Origin of the sequence: Micromonospora gifhornensis (assembly GCF_016863515.1) — a bacterium.
In the GTDB taxonomy this organism is placed as follows: Bacteria; Actinomycetota; Actinomycetes; order Mycobacteriales; family Micromonosporaceae; genus Micromonospora; species Micromonospora gifhornensis.
Genome location: NZ_BOPA01000002.1, coordinates 90,178 through 106,498, shown reverse-complemented (window position 1 = coordinate 106,498; position 16,321 = coordinate 90,178). Strand labels below are relative to the sequence as shown.

General features: G+C 72.9%; 11 protein-coding genes and 1 pseudogene. 7 read left to right on the top strand and 5 right to left on the bottom strand.

Annotation, left to right across the window (positions count from 1 at the left end):
* Positions 1-125: 125 nt before the first annotated feature.
* A pseudogene (locus Vgi01_RS00885) lies at positions 126-2,971 on the bottom strand (winged helix-turn-helix domain-containing protein).
* 80 nt (positions 2,972-3,051) lie between these two features.
* On the opposite strand from Vgi01_RS00885, the gene Vgi01_RS00880 reads away from it, so the two are divergent.
* The 4 genes from Vgi01_RS00880 (at position 3,052) to serS (ending at position 7,330) form a co-directional block, all read left to right on the top strand.
* Positions 3,052-3,456, top strand: coding sequence for a hypothetical protein (locus Vgi01_RS00880; RefSeq protein WP_233196777.1), 405 nt, complete (start codon positions 3,052-3,054; stop codon positions 3,454-3,456).
* Between the two features lie 44 nt (positions 3,457-3,500).
* The gene (locus Vgi01_RS00875) at positions 3,501-4,691 is read left to right on the top strand and encodes a saccharopine dehydrogenase family protein (RefSeq protein WP_204289863.1); all 1,191 of its coding nucleotides are present in this window, start codon (positions 3,501-3,503) and stop codon (positions 4,689-4,691) included.
* Between the two features lie 82 nt (positions 4,692-4,773).
* On the top strand, positions 4,774-5,928 hold the full coding sequence (locus tag Vgi01_RS00870; protein WP_239088745.1) for a DNA polymerase III subunit beta family protein: 1,155 nt from the start codon (positions 4,774-4,776) through the stop codon (positions 5,926-5,928).
* A 121-nt stretch (positions 5,929-6,049) separates the two neighbouring features.
* The gene (gene serS / locus Vgi01_RS00865) at positions 6,050-7,330 is read left to right on the top strand and encodes a serine--tRNA ligase (RefSeq protein ID WP_102657904.1); all 1,281 of its coding nucleotides are present in this window, start codon (positions 6,050-6,052) and stop codon (positions 7,328-7,330) included.
* Here serS and Vgi01_RS00860 read toward each other — a convergent pair.
* The 4 genes from Vgi01_RS00860 to Vgi01_RS00845 form a co-directional block, all read right to left on the bottom strand.
* Entirely contained in the window at positions 7,327-8,349 is a 1,023-nt protein-coding gene (locus Vgi01_RS00860) for a cytochrome c biogenesis CcdA family protein (RefSeq protein WP_239088744.1), read from the bottom strand. The two genes, serS and Vgi01_RS00860, sit on opposite strands and share 4 nt — an antisense overlap.
* Before the next feature lie 136 nt (positions 8,350-8,485).
* Positions 8,486-9,079, bottom strand: coding sequence for a redoxin domain-containing protein (locus tag Vgi01_RS00855; RefSeq protein ID WP_204289862.1), 594 nt, complete (start codon positions 9,077-9,079; stop codon positions 8,486-8,488).
* A gap of 161 nt (positions 9,080-9,240) precedes the next feature.
* Entirely contained in the window at positions 9,241-10,701 is a 1,461-nt protein-coding gene (locus tag Vgi01_RS00850) for an NADH-quinone oxidoreductase subunit NuoF family protein (RefSeq protein ID WP_204289915.1), read from the bottom strand.
* Between the two features lie 2 nt (positions 10,702-10,703).
* Positions 10,704-12,518 (bottom strand): hypothetical protein, encoded by a 1,815-nt coding sequence (locus tag Vgi01_RS00845; protein ID WP_239088743.1) that lies wholly within the window; start codon positions 12,516-12,518, stop codon positions 10,704-10,706.
* Positions 12,519-12,753: 235 nt separating this feature from the next.
* On the opposite strand from Vgi01_RS00845, the gene Vgi01_RS00840 reads away from it, so the two are divergent.
* The 3 genes from Vgi01_RS00840 (at position 12,754) to Vgi01_RS00830 (ending at position 16,315) form a co-directional block, all read left to right on the top strand.
* Complete coding sequence (locus Vgi01_RS00840) at positions 12,754-14,202, top strand: alpha-amylase (protein WP_204289861.1); 1,449 nt, start codon at positions 12,754-12,756, stop codon at positions 14,200-14,202.
* A gap of 241 nt (positions 14,203-14,443) precedes the next feature.
* The gene (locus Vgi01_RS00835) at positions 14,444-15,301 is read left to right on the top strand and encodes a L,D-transpeptidase (protein ID WP_239088742.1); all 858 of its coding nucleotides are present in this window, start codon (positions 14,444-14,446) and stop codon (positions 15,299-15,301) included.
* A 219-nt stretch (positions 15,302-15,520) separates the two neighbouring features.
* Positions 15,521-16,315 (top strand): DUF6518 family protein, encoded by a 795-nt coding sequence (locus Vgi01_RS00830; protein ID WP_204289860.1) that lies wholly within the window; start codon positions 15,521-15,523, stop codon positions 16,313-16,315.
* Positions 16,316-16,321: the final 6 nt, after the last annotated feature.

The following is a 16,321-nucleotide window of genomic DNA, read 5'->3' as shown; positions in this document are numbered from 1 at the left end:
CCGGGCACCGACGGATCCGTTAACAAGGGGCCCCTCCTCTACCGCAGGCGTTAACAAGGGGCCCCTCCTTGCAGGTCATCTGGTGACGGGACGCCGCTCGCCCACGACCCGCCGGCACTGCCCATTCAGATGAGGTGGAGTTCGCGGGCCCGGCGGACGGCGTCCCGGCGTCGGGTGGCGTCGAGCTTGCGGTAGATGTTGCGCACGTGCGTCTTGACCGTGTTCACCGACACCGACAGCTCGGCCGCGATCTCCACGTTGGACAGGATGCTCTGCAGGTAGCGCAGGATTGTCAGTTCCCGCTCGGTCAGGGGCTCGTCGAGCGGTGCCACCGACGCACCGGACGCGGCGAGGTCCGCCGGCGGGTCCACCGCCCGAACGAGGTCACTGACCATCGGCCAGTGCGCCGTACCGGCGTCGAGGTGGGCGGTGAGCAGGTGACGCAGGCCCGGCTCGGCGCGGGTGAACGGGCGGCGGTACCCGTCGGGGGCGGCGAGGTCGAGCGCCTGTTCCAGGGTGCGTCCGGCCCGGCGCTCGTCGCCGCCGCGCCCGGCGAGCACCGCGTCGAGCAGCGCGGCGTCGAGGCGTACCGGCAGGGGCCAGTCGGTTGCCGACCCGGCGGCCCAGTCCGGCAGCAGCCGCGCGGCGGCGTGCGGGTCGCCGGAGCGCAGTTCCACCCGGGCCGCCGCGACCGACAGCACGGCTGCGGGGAAGGCCGGCCCGGCCTGCGTCGGTGAGGTGAACCGCGCCATCCCGGCGGCGGCCAGCTCGCGGGCGGTCGACAGGTCACCTCGGGCCGCGTGCAGATCCACGTCGGCGGCGAGCAACCAGGCCGCCACCGGGCCGGAGCGCTGCGACCAGCACTCCCGAGCCTGCCCGAGCAGGCGGTGCGCCTCGACGAGGTCCCCCTCGTCGAGGCGCAGCATCGAGTGGCACCAGGCCGCCACCGCACCGGCAGGTGCGTCGCCGGTCGCCGCCGCGGCCAGCGTCAGGTTCGCCGCGGCCTCCGCCGGCTGGTCCCGGTGCAGCGCCACCAACCCCAGCGCCAGGTACGCGTACCCGCAGTCCAGCTGGGCCGACCAGCCCTGGCAGGGCGGCAGCGCGAGTGCGGCCCGGGCCGCCTCCTCGGCCGTCCGCAGGTGACCACGCAGCGCCGCCAGCAACGCCCAGCGGCTGGCGCAGACCAGTTCGGGGCGGAGTCGGCCGGTCACCCGGGCGGCCGTCAACGACGCGGCGAACCCGTCGGCCGCCTCGGTCAACTCCCCGGCGTCGAGCGCCAACCGGGCCAGCTCGGTGCCGGCCACCGCCCGTACGTCGGCGTCGTCACCCGCGTCGCCGCGAGGCGTCTGCCCGGCGGCTCGTTCCTCCACGAGGGTCACGGGGGCGGCACCCGCTGCGGACGCGGTGGCGAGCAGCCGGGCGGCGGCGGTGCGTACCGTCTCGGGGTCGCCGGTCGACCGGGCCAGGGTGAGCGTCACGGCGGCGGCCAGCCGGTTGAACCGGCCCCGGCGTGGTTCGGGCAGCGCGCCGCCGTGCTCGGCGGCCAGCCGCAGCTGCGCCTCGGCCGCCTCCCGGTCGCCGTGCAGGGCCCGGTCGGCGGCACAGGCCAGCGCCAGCTCCGGATCCCGCGCCACCGCCTCCGGCGGGGGTGCCGCGGCAGGGCCGTCCCGGTCGACCGGGCCGTTCGGGACGAGTTCCGGCCACCGGGTGACGAACAGGTCGACGGCGCCGACCCAGTCCTCGGCGGCCAGCGCGTGCCGCAGCGCCTCGGCCGGTCGGCCGTTGCCGGCAAACCAGCCGGCGGCGCGCAGGTGCAGGTCACGCAGCTCGTCGGCGGGCAACCGACCCAGCTCGCGGTGCAGCAGGTCCGCCAGGAGCGGGTGACTGCGGTACCACGCCGGGCGGCCCCCGTCGTGGTGCAGCAACCCGGCGTCCTCGGCGAGACCACTCAGCCGCCCTTCGACCGTCGGGTCGTCGGTAAGCGCACCGGCGAGACCGGCGCAGACGGTGTCCGCGACCGCGGCCCGCCGCAGCAGCTCGCGGTCCTGCGGCGTCAGCCCGGCCAGCACCTCCTCGCGCAGGTAGCCGCCGATCTCCGGGTGGTCGGCACCGAGCTGGTCGATCCAGCGTTCCGGGTCCGGCTGCTGGCGCAGCGCCAGCGCGGCGATCCGCAGCGCCGCCGCCCAACCCTCGGTGCGTTGCCGCAGTCGCCGCACCGCGGCCACCGGGACCGCCACCGCGTGCGCGGTCAACAGGTCGGCGATCTCGTCGCCGGTGAAGGCCAGTTCGTCCGGTCCGATCTCGGTCAACTCACCGGCCAGCCGCAGTCGCTGCACGGCCAGCGGTGGGCCGGAGCGCCCGGTCACCACCAGACGTAACCGCTGATCCGTGTGACGCAGCAGGAACTCCAGCCCGGCCACCGCCGCCGGGTCGGTGACCCGGTGCAGGTCGTCCAGGATCAGCACCGCAGGCTGCTCCCGGGCGGCCAGCGCGGCGGCGAGCACCTCCAGGTCGTCCGGGCCCGGCAACCGGTCGGGGATCGGCGTCGCCGCCACGTCGACGATCGAGCGCAGTGCCGCCGCGAGGTACGCCCAGAGCCGCTCGGCGTCGTCGCCGGCCTCGACCGAGACCCAGGCCGGTGGCGGGGTGCCCGAGTCGCGCTGCGTGGCCGTGCGCCGCCACGAGGCGAGCAGCGTCGTCTTTCCCCAGCCCGCCGGGGCACGCAGCAGGGTGACCGGCCGGGCCACGGCCTCGTCGAGCAACCGGGCCAGCCGTGGCCGCAGCACCACCGGCTCGGGCAGCACGGCGGGCGACAGGCGGGACGCCAGCACGGCTGACCCGCCCGGCGTACGGGCCCGTGCGGCAACCCGGACCTCGCTGCGGTCATCCGGCATCCGGCCCACCCCCACGGACGCGTCCACCCTCCCCAGGCCCCTGCGGTCCGGCGGTTACCCGGCACCGGGCGGTTCACCCCTTCGGGAGGAGCCCGGTTCACCCCGGTCGCGATGACGATGGAGGCCGCGCGGAGCACGGGAGGTACGGGTGGGACAGGTGAGAACGGCACTCGCGGTGACGGGTGTCCTCGGCGCTGCCCTGCTCCGGGCTGTGCGTACCGCCCTCGTCCGGCGGCGGGCCGGGCGTTCCGGTCCCGCCCGTCAGGGGCCCCAGCCGTGGCAGGTGGTGGCCATCGCCCGGCCGCCCGAGGAGGTGCTGCCGGAAGGGGTCTGGCCGGAGCCGCTGCGCCGACTCGACGGTGCCATCCAGGTCGAACTGCGCAGCCCGCCCGACGGTCGGCGTACCGAGTTGGCCGCCCGACCGGTCACCGATCCCGCGCCCACCGGGCTGGCCGCGCATCTGATCGGTGACGAACCACAGCTCGCGGTCCGCCACGCGTTGTGGCAGGCCAAGCAGCTTGCCGAGACCGGTGAGCTGCCGCCGACCGCGCGGGAGCGGTAGCCGGTGCCGAGCGGTGGCGCGCTCGGGCTGGCATCATTCGCGGCATGACGGCGGAGCGGGCGTACGACATCGTGTTGTTCGGGGCGACCGGCTTCACCGGCGGACTCACCGCCGACTATCTCGCCCGACACGCCCCACCCGGGCTGCACTGGGCGATCGCCGGACGCAACCCCGACAAGCTGGCCACGGTCCGCGACCGGCTGGCCGCGATCGACCCGGCGCTTGCGGAACTGCCGCTGCTCACCGCCGACGTCACCGACCCGGCGTCGCTGCGCGCGGTGGCCGACGCCACGCGGGTGGTGGCCAGCACCGTCGGGCCGTACATCCGGCACGGGGAACCGTTGGTGGCCGCCTGCGCCGCCGCCGGCACCGACTACCTGGACATCACCGGCGAGCCGGAGTTCGTGGACCTGATGTACGTGCGCCACCACGCCGAGGCGGTACGCACCGGCGCCCGGCTGGTGCACGCCTGCGGCTTCGACTCGATCCCCCACGACCTGGGTGTCTGGTTCACGATCAAGCACCTGCCGGCCGACGTGCCGATCACCGTGGACGGCTACGTACGGGCCGGGGGCCGGGTCTCCGCCGGCACCTACCACTCCGCGTTGACCGCCTTCTCGCGTACCGCCGAGACCGCCCGGGCGGCCCGCGAACGCCGCGCCGTCGAACCGCGCCCGACCGGCCGTCAGGTGCGGGCCGTGCCCGGCAAGGTGGCCCGCTCCCGCGACCTGCCGGTCTGGGCGGTGCCGCTGCCCACCATCGACCCGCAGGTGGTCCGCCGGTCCGCCGCGGCCCGCCCGGAGTACGGGCCGGACTTCCGCTACCGGCACTTCGCGGCGGTACGGCGGCTGCCGACGGTGCTGGTCGCCGGTGCCGGTCTGGGCGCGCTGACCGCGCTGGTGAAGCTGCCGCCGACCCGGCGTTGGCTGCTCGGCCGGCTCGCCTCCGGCCAGGGACCGAGCCCCGAGCAGCGGGCGAAGTCGTGGTTCCGGGTCCGGTTCGTCGGTCGCGCTGGCGACCGGCGGGTGGTCACCGAGGTGGCCGGCGGAGATCCGGGCTACGACGAGACCGCCAAGATGCTCGCCGAGTCGGCGCTCTGCCTGGCCCTGGACGACCTGCCGTCCACCGCCGGGCAGGTCACCCCGGTCACCGCGATGGGCGACGCCCTGCTGCACCGCCTCACCACCGCCGGCCTCACCTTCGGTGTCCTGGACGAAGGAAGGGCACCTTCTTAACGCCTGGTGTAGAGCAAGGTGCCCCTGTTAACACCCGACAGCCGCTTGACCCTCAAGCAGGTCGAGGGGGCAGGATCTCGGCGTGGACAGTGACCTGCGCAGCATCGGCGAGCTGGCCCGGGCCAGCGGGCTGACGGTGAGCGCCCTGCGGTTCTACGACGCCGCCGGGGTGCTGGTGCCCGCCTGGGTCGACCCGGTCACCGGTTACCGCCGCTACACCGACGACCAGGTGGCGCCGGCGCGGCTGGTGGCCGGGCTACGCCGGGTCGGCATGCCGGTGGCCGAGATCGCCCAGGCGGTACGCGCCGAACCGACGCTGGTGCACCGGCTGCTCGACACGCACCTGCGAAGGCTGGAGCAGGGGCTGGCCGACGCGCGTCGCGAGGTGTCCCGGCTGCGCTCGCTGCTGCCGGCCGACCAGCCCGGGGTCACCCGACTCACCCTGACCGGTGCCGCGCTGGCCGCCGCCGTGGACGCCGTACGGTTCGCCGTCGGCACCGACCCCACGGTGCCGGCGTTGACCGGTGTGCTGTTCGACGTGACCGCCTCGGGCCTGGAACTGGTGGCGACCGACCGGCACCGGCTGGCGGTGGCGACGGCCGAGGCGACGGTGCACGGCCCGGCGGTGCGGACCCTGCTGCCGCTGGACACGGTGGACGCCCTGCGTCACCTGCTCGGCGCTGGCGCTGGCGCTGGCGCTGATCGGGTCGTGGTCGAGTTGACCGTGTCCGGCTCGTCGCTGGTCGCCGACGTGGCCGGGCACGAACTGCGGGCCACCGCGCTGCCGTACGACTTCCCGGACTACCACGCGCTGCTGCCACGATCCGGTGCCGCCGGGCCGACCCGACGGGTACCGGTCGACGCCGAGTGGCTGGTCACCGCGTTGCGGGCCGGTGGGCCGACGGTCGTACGGGAGTACGCCGGCCGGTCGTGGCCGGTGACGGTGCTCGGTCTCGGCCCGCCGGACCGGCTCCGCCTGCTCGGCCCCGACGACCTGCTCGGCCCCGACGACCTGCCCGATCCGGACCGTCCCGGCGTGGCCGCCGGTGGTGACCGGGCCGGCGCGGACGGCACCGAGCTGCGGATCGGAGTCAACGGCGAGTACCTGCTCGACGCGCTGGACGCGGCGGGCGGCCGGCACCTGACCCTGGAACTGGACAGCCCACTCACCCCGCTGACCATCCGCCGCCCGGACGACGAGGGCGCCTTCTCCATCCTGATGCCGATCCGACTCTGAGGCTGGTCCGGCTATGGGGCTGAGCCGCTGCGGAAGGTGGACGGTCGGGTGCGGGGGGTAGGGCGGTCGGCGTACGGCGGTAGCATCACCGGGTCAGCCTGACCTGAAGGTACGGAGCAGCATGCTCGACATGGAGTTGATCCGTAAGGATCGCGACGCGGTGGCGACCGCCCTGGCCAAGCGGCTCGATGCCGCCGAGGTCGACCGGGCGCTGGACGAGATCCAGCACCTCGACCGGGAACGCCGCCGGCTGATCACCGACATCGACGGGGAGCGGCAGCGTCGCAAGGCCGAGGCCCGGGCGTACGCGCAGGCCAAGCGGGCCGGTGTCGAGCCGCAGGTGACCGACGAGACCGGCCGCAAGCAGGTCGCCGAGTTGGAGGCCGAGCTCGACCAGGTGCAGTCCCGGCTGCGTACCGTGATGAGCGAACTGCCCAACCTGCCCGCCGACGACGTGCTTCCCGGCGGCAAGGAAGCCAACCGGGTGGTCAAGACCTTCGGCGCCCCACCGGCCATCGAGAAGATCCGCGACCACGTCGAGTTGAGCCGGATGCTGGCGCTTGTCGACCACGAGCGGGGCGTCAAGCTGGGCGGCTCGGGCTTCTGGATGTACACCGGGCTGGGCGCCCGGCTGGAGTGGGCGCTGATCAACTGGCTGATCGAGCGGAACATCGAGGCCGGGTACGAGTTCCTGCTCCCGCCGCACCTGCTGCTGGACACCGCCGGTTTCGCCGCCGGCCAGTTCCCCAAGTTCTACGACGACGTCTACCACCTGGACAAGCAGTCCGCCCCGCGCGGGCAGTTCCTGCTGCCCACCGCGGAGACGGCGATCCTCGGGGCGTACCAGGACGAGATCCTGGACACCGCGACGCTGCCGCTGAAGGTGTTCGCGTACACCCCCTGCTACCGGCGGGAGGCGGCCGGGTCGCACTCGGACGAGCGCGGGACGGTCCGCGGCCACCAGTTCAACAAGGTGGAGATCTTCCAGTTCACCCTGCCCGAGCAGGCCGACGCCGCGCTGGAGCAGATGGTCTCCCACGCGGAGAGCCTGGTCGAAGGGCTCGGCCTGCATTACCAGCGCAGCCTGCTGGCCGCCGGCGACTCCAGCGCCTCGATGCGCAAGACCCTCGACATCGAGGTGTGGATGCCGAGCACCGGCAAGTACAAGGAGGTCTCGTCGGTCTCCTGGGGCGGTGACTACCAGGCCCGCCGGGCGGCGATCCGCTACCGGGAGCCGGGCGCCAAGCAGACCCGCTTCGTCCACACCCTCAACGGCTCGGCACTGGCCACCAGCCGCCTCCTCCCCGCCATCCTGGAGCAGTTCCAGCAGCCCGACGGCTCAGTCCTGGTCCCCGAGGTCCTCCGCCCCCGCCTGGGCACCGACCTCCTGACCCCCCGCTAGCCCCTCTCCCCCTCCCCGCACCCTGCCGTCGGCGTCGACCTCACCGTCGACGCCGACGCCTGCGTCCGCCCCGACCTCTGCGCCGACGCCTGCGTCCGCCCCGACCTCTGCGCCGATCTTGCACTTGTGGTCGCTGAAACGTCCGCATCTGTCTCTTTTGTCGAGACAGAAAGTGCAAGATCGCGGGGGTCAGGGGGGTGGGGGTGGGAGGGGCGGGTGAGGAGGGTGAGGGTGGCTAGGAGGAGGGCCAGGGTGGTGGGGCCGGCGGTGTCGAGGGCGGCGGCCAGCCAGCGTTGGACCTGCGCGGCCCCGACGATCACCGGGTCGGTGAGGGCGTTTCGGTGGCCGGCGAACAGGCGGGCCTCGTACCAGCCGTACCAGGCGACGTAGCCGCCGGCAAGCAGCAGCACCAGGCCGCTGAGCCGGGGCACCCACGCGCCGGCACCGCGTAGCCGGGCCACCACCTCCCCGCGCAGCAGGGCCACGCCGAGGGCGGCCACCGCCACCACCAGGCCCATCCCGAGGGCGTACGCGCCGAACAGCGCCAGCCCGCGCGGCAGCGTACCGGCCCGCAGGCTGGTCACCACGATGGCCAGGAACGGTGCGATGGCGCAGCCCAGCGAGGCGACCGCGTACGCCATGCCGAACAGCACCATCGACGGCCACGAACGGGTCAGTCGGGGTGCCCGCGCCAGGGGGCGCATGGTGGGCAGTCGCCGGCCGGCGAGCAGCCAGCAGCCGAGCAGCACCAGCAGCAGTCCGAGCCCGACGGTGAACCAGGGCAGTCGAGGGCGCAGCCAGCCGGCGACCGGGGCCAGCGCCAGGCCGAAGGCACCGAACACGACGACGTAGCCGAGGGTGAGCGCGGCGGCGGCGGTGAGCGCCCGCCGTACCGCGCCACGGGTGTCGGTGGCTCCGGCGACCAACAGCGACAGGTACGCCGGCAGCATCGCGAAGCCGCACGGGTTGACCGCGCCGAGCATCCCCGCGGTCAACGCGAGCAGCAGCGTGGCCTCCATCAACCACCTCCCGGTCGGAGCCGACAGCGCTGTTGCGCCCTCGGCGACAGCGGGCAGCGCCGATGCGCCCCCGGTCGCAGCGGGCAGCGCCGATGCGCCCCCGGTCGCAGCAGGCAGCGCCGGTATGCCCCCGGCATCAGGCGGCCAGCGCGGTGACCCGGCGGGTGAGGTCCTCCCCGTCCAGCCAACCCTGGTGCACCACCCGGCCGTCCCGGTCGATGATCACGAAGGTGCTCTGCTCGGTGACCTCGAAGCGCCGCCAGATCGCCCCCGCACGGTCGTCGAGTTGCGTCACCGGCGCCAACTCGAACTCGGTGACGAAGTCGGCCATCGCCTGGTGTTCGCCGAGGCCGGCGACGCCGATGATCGGCACGGTGTCGCGGAAGCCGGGGGCGATCTCGGCCACCGTCCACGCCTGGCTCGCGCAGGCGGCACACCACGGTGCCCAGAACCAGAGCACGACCGGGCGACCGGCCAGAGCGGCGGCGTCGAAGGCCGTACCGTCGAGGGTCTTGCCGGTGAACCGGAGGGTGTCCGGCACCGTGACCGGTCCGGTGGGCGCGGCCCCCGGGGAGGCGGTGCCACCCGCGGGAGTGGCCGCACTGTCGGCGGAGTTCGAGGCGGGCGGGGCGCCCGCCGGCGTGACCGCCTCCGCGCCGCAGCCGGCCCCGGTCAGGACGACGGCCAGCAGGGCGGCGGCGCGTCGTCCGGTCGTTCGTGCCTTCCCCATCCGCGTCTCCTTCGTCGGTTCACGTGGCGAGCCAGGGCGGTCCGCCGAGGGTCGGGACCTGCCGGGCGGGCCGCGTCGGTCCGCCGCTGGTCGGAACCTGCCGGGCAGGCCGGGTCGGTCCGCTGAGGGTCGTGAGCTGCCGGGCGGCTTGGAGCGGCCCGTCAGGCCTTGGTCAGTCGCAGTGCCAACTCCGGGCAGACCTTGACCGCCTTCGACGCGCCCTCCCGCAGCCAGGTCGGCACGGGGGTGGGTGGGAAGGCGGGGTATCCGTTCTGGTCGAGCCGGATGAAGTCCGGCACCACGTGCGCGCACAGCCCGTGACCGTCGCACCGGGACCAGTCCAGGACGAGCTTCTGCGGATCCGGGTCGGGCGCACCGGGCAGCCCCATCATGCCCTTGACCCGTCGGCCGCAGCCCTCACCGGTGGTGTGCTTCTTCAGGTCCTCGGCGAAGACCTCCATCGCGGACAGCGCGAATCTGGACGTACCGTCGGGGTGGCTGCACGCGCCGCGTCCCTTGACGTCGCCGGCTGCCGCGCGCACGACCTCCACCGGCGCGCTGCCGGAGACCGCCAGGTCGACGGCGCGGGCCAGGTCCGGCAGGCCACGCTTGCACGGGCCGCACTGCCCGGCGGACTCCCCGGCCAGATACCGCACCACCTGGGCGGCCTCGCCGAGCGGGCAGGTGTCGTTGGCGAGCGGGACGATGATGCCGGCGCCGAGGGTGCCGCCTACCGCGGCGAGCCCCTTGCGGGAGACCTCGGCCTTGTTCGCTGCCTCCCAGGTGATCCACTTGCCGTGGTAGCCGCCCATCAGGATGCCCGGCCCCTCGGGCACCTCGCAGAGTTCGAGGATCTCCCGCAGCGGGGTGCCGGCGGCGCACTCCACCACCGCGTGGCGTTTGGCCGCGCCGGTGATGCTGAGCAGCACGGTGCCGGGTTCGTCGTCGGTGCCGAGCGCCGCGTACTCGTACGGGCCGAGCCGGGCGGCGATCGCCATCTGCGAGTACGTCTCGGCGTTGGACAGCAGGGTGGGCAGGTTGTTGACACCCGAGTCGCTGGACCGCTTCTTCGTACCGGGCGGGATGTGCGGCAGGCCGTTGATCCCGTTGACAAGTGCGCCACCCTCGCCGCTGATGAAGCGGTGCGGCACCGTGACCACGCTTGTCGGTACCGGCATCCGGCGCTCCTCCAGCGCCTCCATCAGGGAGTCCCGGCCGATCAGGTCGTCGGCCACGCAGAGCACGATCTCCTCGGCGTCGAGGGCGAACGCGGCCAGGGCGGCACCGTCGAGGATCAGGTGCGGCGCCCGGGTCAGGATGACCTTGTCCTTCCAGCTGGCCGGCTCACCCTCGGTGGCGTTGACCACCACCACCGGGGGCAGGTCCTGGCGTTCGCAGGACTCCAGCACCGCGCGCAGCTTCCGGGCGAACGGGAACCCGGCACCGCCCTTGCCCTTGAGCTGGATGCCTTCGGCCAGTCGCAGCAGGCTGGACGGTTCCATCGGGCTGATCGGGCCGTGCACCATCTCGTGCGCCCGCAGATCGAGGCGACCGAACTCGGCGAACCCGGCGGTGATCCGTGGCTCACCCACGCAGGCGACCGGTGGCACGGTGGTACGCATCGTCACTTGGCTTCACCTCGCAGGCCGGCCCAGTAGGCCCCGTCGACCGAGTCCGGGTCGGCCCGGCGGCGACGCCGGCTGTCCGCAGCCGCCCGCTGAGCTCGTCGGGCGGCCAGGTCGACAAGGGTCGGGGTGTCGTCGTCGGCAACGTCGTCCGGGGCGTACCGGGCCGGGGGACGCCAGTAGTCGGTCTCCGCCTCCGGGCCGTCGTCGTCGGCGCTGTGCCGGCCGCCACCACTGCGCGGCGCGGCCGAGATCGGCGAACCGGAGATGGGCGAGCCCGAGATCGGTGAACCCGAAATCGGTGAACCGGAGATCGGCGAGCCGGAGATCGGCGCGGTGGACTCCCAGCGGCGCGGGCTGTCCCAGGGTTCCTCCGGCTCGTCGACGATGCCCTGCGGAGGTGCCGAGTAACGGGTGCCGGCGTCCAGGTCGGACCGGGACCGCCGCGAGCGGCCGTACACCTCGTCGTCGCGGTAGCGCCGGCCGCCCGGCTCACGGTCGACGTCGGCCACCGGCTCCTCGTCGCGGCGTCGGGTGGCGCGGCGTGCCACCGGCTCGTACTCCTCTTCCCGCCGGTCGACGCGACGCCGGCTCGATTCCTCGTCCCGTCGGGAACGACGCGGTTCCGCGTCGTCGTCGATCCGGGAACGGCGCGGTGCCGGCTCCAGTTCCTCCTCGTGGCGGGAGCCACGCCGCCCGACCGGCTCCTCGTCGCGCCGCCGACGGGCCACCGGTTCGAGCAACTCGGTCTCCCGTCGTACCGCGCGCTCCAGGTCCTCCTCGTCGCGCCACGACGTACGCCGGGCGACCGGCTCCAACTCCTCGTCCCGGCGTCCGGGGCGGACCGGTCCGCGCAGCGTGCCCGGCTCCGGGACCACCGGCACGGTGAAGCGTTCCGGGTCGTTGCGCCGGATGGTGGGGCTGGCCCAGGTGCCGGAGGTGCTCTCCGCCCAACTGGTGTCGCGGCGGGTCCGCTCGCCCTCGCCGGCCCGCTTGGTCAGGCTGCCGAGCAGGGTCTTCGGTCGGGTCTCGTCACTGCCCTTGCCGGTCATCGCCTCGTTGAGGGCGGCGGCCTGGTGCCGTTCGCGACTGCGCCGCTGAAGGGTGACCGAGAGACGGACCAGCAGCGCCATCACGACAAGCACCACGCAGAGCCCGTAGCTCAGGCTGACCCAGGTGGCCGGCGGACGGCCGGCACCGAGGCCGTGGAAGATGCCGAACGGCCAGGAGAGGTACGCCAGGGAGTGCAGCGCCCGCCACACCCACTTCGGACCGATGTCGGCGAACCGGGCCCGAATGATCCCCGTCCACAGCACGCTCACCATGAGCAGCGCGGCAATGGTGCCGAGCCCGACGTAGAGGCCCCGCCCACCGACGAACGGCACGGCCGCGTCCGTCATCCCGGCCCGCCCGGTGGTGATCTTGGTAATCACGTGGAAGCCCAGACCCGCCACCCCGAGGATGCCGGTGGCCCGGTGCGCGGACTGCAACAGGACCCGGTGCCGGATGAGCAGCACCAGCCGGTCGGTGGAGAGCAGCCCCATCATCACGGTGAGGCTCAGCGCGACCAGGGCGATCACGCCGGCGAAGAACTCGGTGAAGAAGAAGCCCATCGCGTACGCCTTCTGGCCGGCGCCGGTGAGCATGACCAGCGCCCACACCGCGGCGAGCCCGGACGCGGACAGCGCCAGGATCTGGCCACGGGAGGCCACCTGGACGCCTCTACTGCTGCTGCTGGTACGGACGGCAGGCGTCGTCTCGTTCTGCATAGCCCGGGCCATGTGCTCCTCGATCGTCTCGCGGCGGCGTACCACCGGCCGACCCTGTTCCCCACTCCAGTACGCAGTCGGATGCCGGACGGATCAGCCCGCGCCGAAAAAATCTCCACGAGTTGTCGAACCGTCCCCCCGCCCGGCGCGTGTAGACCCGATCCGGGCACTGACGCACGTCCATGCGTTGACAGCCCGTGAAATGGGCTTGTAACCTTGCTGAAATTTTTCAGCATCGATGCAAGATGCCGGCAACCCCCCACCCCCGTAGGAGCTTCCGATGCACCGACGTCGACTCCGTACGGCGATCGTGGCCCTCGGCGCGATCGCCACCCTGCTCGCCCCCACCGTCGTGACGGCACCCCCGGCCGTCGCCGCCCCGACCGGCGGCAAGAAGGTCATCGCCAACCTGTTCGAGTGGAACTGGCCCTCGGTGGCCAGCGAGTGCACCAGCACTCTCGGCCCGAAGGGCTACGGCTACGTCCAGGTCTCGCCCCCGCAGGAGCACGTCCGCGGCAACCAGTGGTGGGTGGCGTACCAGCCGGTCAGCTACCGGATCGAGTCCCGCAAGGGCACCCGCGACCAGTTTCGGTCCATGGTCACCACCTGCCAGTCAGCAGGCGTCAAGGTGATCGTCGACGCCGTCGTCAACCACATGTCCGGGCAGTCGGGCGGCGGCACCGGTTGGGCCGGGTCGTCGTACCAGCACCACGTCTACCCCGGCATCTACCAGGCGCAGGACTTCAACTACTGCGGCCGCAACGGCAACAACGACATCGTCAACTACAACGACCGGTACGAGGTGCAGAACTGTGAGCTGGTCAACCTCGCCGACCTGAAAACCGGCTCGGACTACGTCCGCTCGCGGCTGGCCGCGTACCTCAACGACCTGCTCTCCCTCGGGGTGGACGGCTTCCGGTTGGACGCCAGCAAGCACATGCCCGCCGCCGACATCGCCAACATCCTCAGTCGACTGAACCGCCGCCCGTACATCGTGCAGGAGGTCATCTACGGTGCCGGTGAGCCGATCCGGCCCGAGGAGTACACCGGCAACGGCGACGTGCACGAGTTCCGCTACGGCAAGGACCTGGCCCGGGTCTTCCGCTCCGAGCGGTTGGCGTACCTGCGCAACTTCGGTGAGGGCTGGGGCCATCTGCCCAGCGGCGTCTCGTCGGTCTTCATCGACAACCACGACACCCAACGCGACGACGGCGGCGTGCTCACCTACCGCGACCGGGGCATCTACGCGCTGGCCAACGCCTTCATGCTGGCCTGGCCGTACGGTTCGCCGACGGTGATGTCCAGCTACACCTACAGCAGCCGCGACGCGGGCCCGCCCTCGGACAGCAACAACAAGACCCGCAACACGGTCTGCTACTCCGGCTGGGAGTGCGAGCACCGCTGGCCGGTCATCGCGAACATGGTCGGCTTCCGCAACGCCACCGAGGGCACCGGCGTCAGCAACTGGTACGACAACGGCGCCCAACACATCGCGTTCAGCCGTACCGGCAAGGGTTTCATCACCATCAACGACGAGGACTTCGCCATCAACGGCCGCTCCTACTACACCGGCCTGCCCGCCGGCCGCTACTGCGACGTCATCCACGGCACCTTCTCGGGCGGCACCTGCTCCGGCCCAGTCATCACGGTCGACACCAACGGCTGGTTCACCGCCAACATCCCCGCCCACGACGCCATAGCCATCCACCTCTCCGCCCGCCTCCCCTAACCCCACCCCCGCCCGCGCTCCCGCTCCCGCCCACGCTCCCGCTTCGTTGATCAAGAGGTTTGCGTCAGGAATCGACTCCATCCCGACGCAAACCTCTTGATCAACACGGCTCAGGGCAGGGCGGGTCAGGGTGGGGGGTGGGAGGGTGGGTGGTTTGGGGGTGGTGGGGCGGGTGGGGAGGTTAGGGTGGGTTGTGGTTTTTGGGAGGTTTGAGCGGGGGCGGCGGGGGGCCGTCGCGGCGGTGGGTGTTGCGGTGCTGGTGGGTGGGTCGGCGTACGCCGGTTGGGCGCTGACGCCCTCGGCGGGGCCGGCCCCGGTGGCCCGGCCGAGCGACCAGGTGTCGGCACCGACATCGTCGGTGCCGACGGAGAGCGCCGAGACGATCGCGCCGGCGGCGCCGGCTCCGGATCACCTGCCGGAGATCGACTACGACCCGGCACCCGTCGGCTTCCCCGACGATCCGGACGCACTGGACACCACGCCGCTCACCGAGGGCGTACGCCCACAGCGCCGCCTCGCCGCGTACGACGGGCCCGGTGGGCGGCCGATCGCCTTCCTCATGCCCACGATCAGCGGGGTGGACCTGACCGTCCCGGTGGCGCGCCGCGAGGCCGGCTGGACGGCGGTGCTGCTGCCGTCGGCCAACCGCAAACTGGCGTGGCTGCCACCCGGTGGTTTCGACACGGTGGAGCTGCGGGACCAGATCGTCGTCGAGCGGGTGCCGTACCGGCTCACCTGGTACCGCGACGGTGTCGCGAAACGCAGTTGGCGGGTCAGCCTGGGTCAGCGCGGCCAGGAGACCCCGCTCGGGCGCACCTTCGTGCTGGGGCGTACGCCACCACCGGAGTCGGTCTACGGCGGCGTCGACATCTACGCCCTTGGCTCGGTGCCCGACGACCCGGAATCCGTACCGGCCGGCCTGCGCGGCGCGCACATCGGCATCCACACCTGGTACCACGACGGGGAGCTGGGCCGGCAGACCACCAACGGCTGCATCCGACTGACCCCCTCCGGGCAGCGACTGCTGCTCAAGGAGGTACCCCCGGGCAGCCCGGTGACCGTCGTCGACACGCTACCCACCCCGACCCCGACCGCCTGACCGCCGCCGAACAGCCCTGGCCCGACCACCGGCCATTTCGGGTACGCGCAAACCTGACCGGTCGTGGCATGCTCGCCCGACATGAAGACCCGCATCGCTGACCGTTGTCGGACGGGCAGCTCGGCATGATGACCCGCATCGCTGACCGTTGTCGGCCGGGCAGCTCGGCATGATGACCCGCATCGCTGACCGTTGTCGGCCGGGCAGTGGGGACCACCGATGACCACCGCGCGTCCCGCAGCTCGCCAGATCACCCGTTCCGGCGACGGTGAGGTCGGGCTGCGCCGGGCTCGCGGCACCGCGCTGCGTGCGGTCATCGCGTACCGGGATCTGTCGTGGACGCCGTTGTTGCTGGTCGGGGCCGGCCTGGGCCTGTCCGCCTTCGTCGGTGACGAACTGCCCGGCATCGCCGGGATGGTCGTGCTGACCCTCACCAGCACCGGCTTTGCCTGGGGTGGCGCTGCCCTGCTGACCGGCTACCTGACGACCAGCAGGGCACTGGCGCCGGTCAGCGCCACAGTCGTCCTGGTAACGGCGACGGTCGTCTACTACGGACTGATCATCGCCCACGGCCGCCGTTGGCGTCTCGGCACTCTCGAGGACGGCAGTTCTTCCGCCCTGAACGGTCTGGCCTCGGTCGGGCGGGCCACCGCGTTCTGGCTCGCCGCCTCGGTCGTCGCCGGTGTCCTGCTGGGCGGGCTTGGTGCGCTCGTCCGACGGGGAAGCCGGATCCAGGCGTCGGTGGCTGCGGGCGTGGTGCTCGGGCTCCTTGCCGGCCAGGGCCTGGAGTTCCTGATGATCTTCCGTGCCTGGCACGCCCTGGACGCGTTCTTCCTGGGCCGGGTGCTGTCCGCCACGGTCAGCGTCCTGCTCGCGATGATCGGGGCGACCGTGCTGCTCGCGTACCGTCGGGCCCCGAAGTCGTGGCCGGTCTTCGCCGCCACGTCCCTGCTGGCCAGCCTGGCGGGGGCGCTGCTCTGGCACCAGATCAGTTCGATCACCACCGCCATCTGACGTGCG

What these genes read in the sequence shown, in the direction of transcription:
- serS (WP_102657904.1), top strand. Translation starts at nt 6,050, where the DNA reads ATGCTCGACATGGAGTTGATCCGTAAGGATCGCGACGCGGTGGCGACC.
- Vgi01_RS00860 (WP_239088744.1), bottom strand. Translation starts at nt 8,349, where the DNA reads ATGGAGGCCACGCTGCTGCTCGCGTTGACCGCGGGGATGCTCGGCGCG.
- Vgi01_RS00840 (WP_204289861.1), top strand. Translation starts at nt 12,754, where the DNA reads ATGCACCGACGTCGACTCCGTACGGCGATCGTGGCCCTCGGCGCGATC.
- Vgi01_RS00875 (WP_204289863.1), top strand. Translation starts at nt 3,501, where the DNA reads ATGACGGCGGAGCGGGCGTACGACATCGTGTTGTTCGGGGCGACCGGC.
- Vgi01_RS00850 (WP_204289915.1), bottom strand. Translation starts at nt 10,701, where the DNA reads ATGCGTACCACCGTGCCACCGGTCGCCTGCGTGGGTGAGCCACGGATC.
- Vgi01_RS00830 (WP_204289860.1), top strand. Translation starts at nt 15,521, where the DNA reads ATGACCACCGCGCGTCCCGCAGCTCGCCAGATCACCCGTTCCGGCGAC.
- Vgi01_RS00855 (WP_204289862.1), bottom strand. Translation starts at nt 9,079, where the DNA reads ATGGGGAAGGCACGAACGACCGGACGACGCGCCGCCGCCCTGCTGGCC.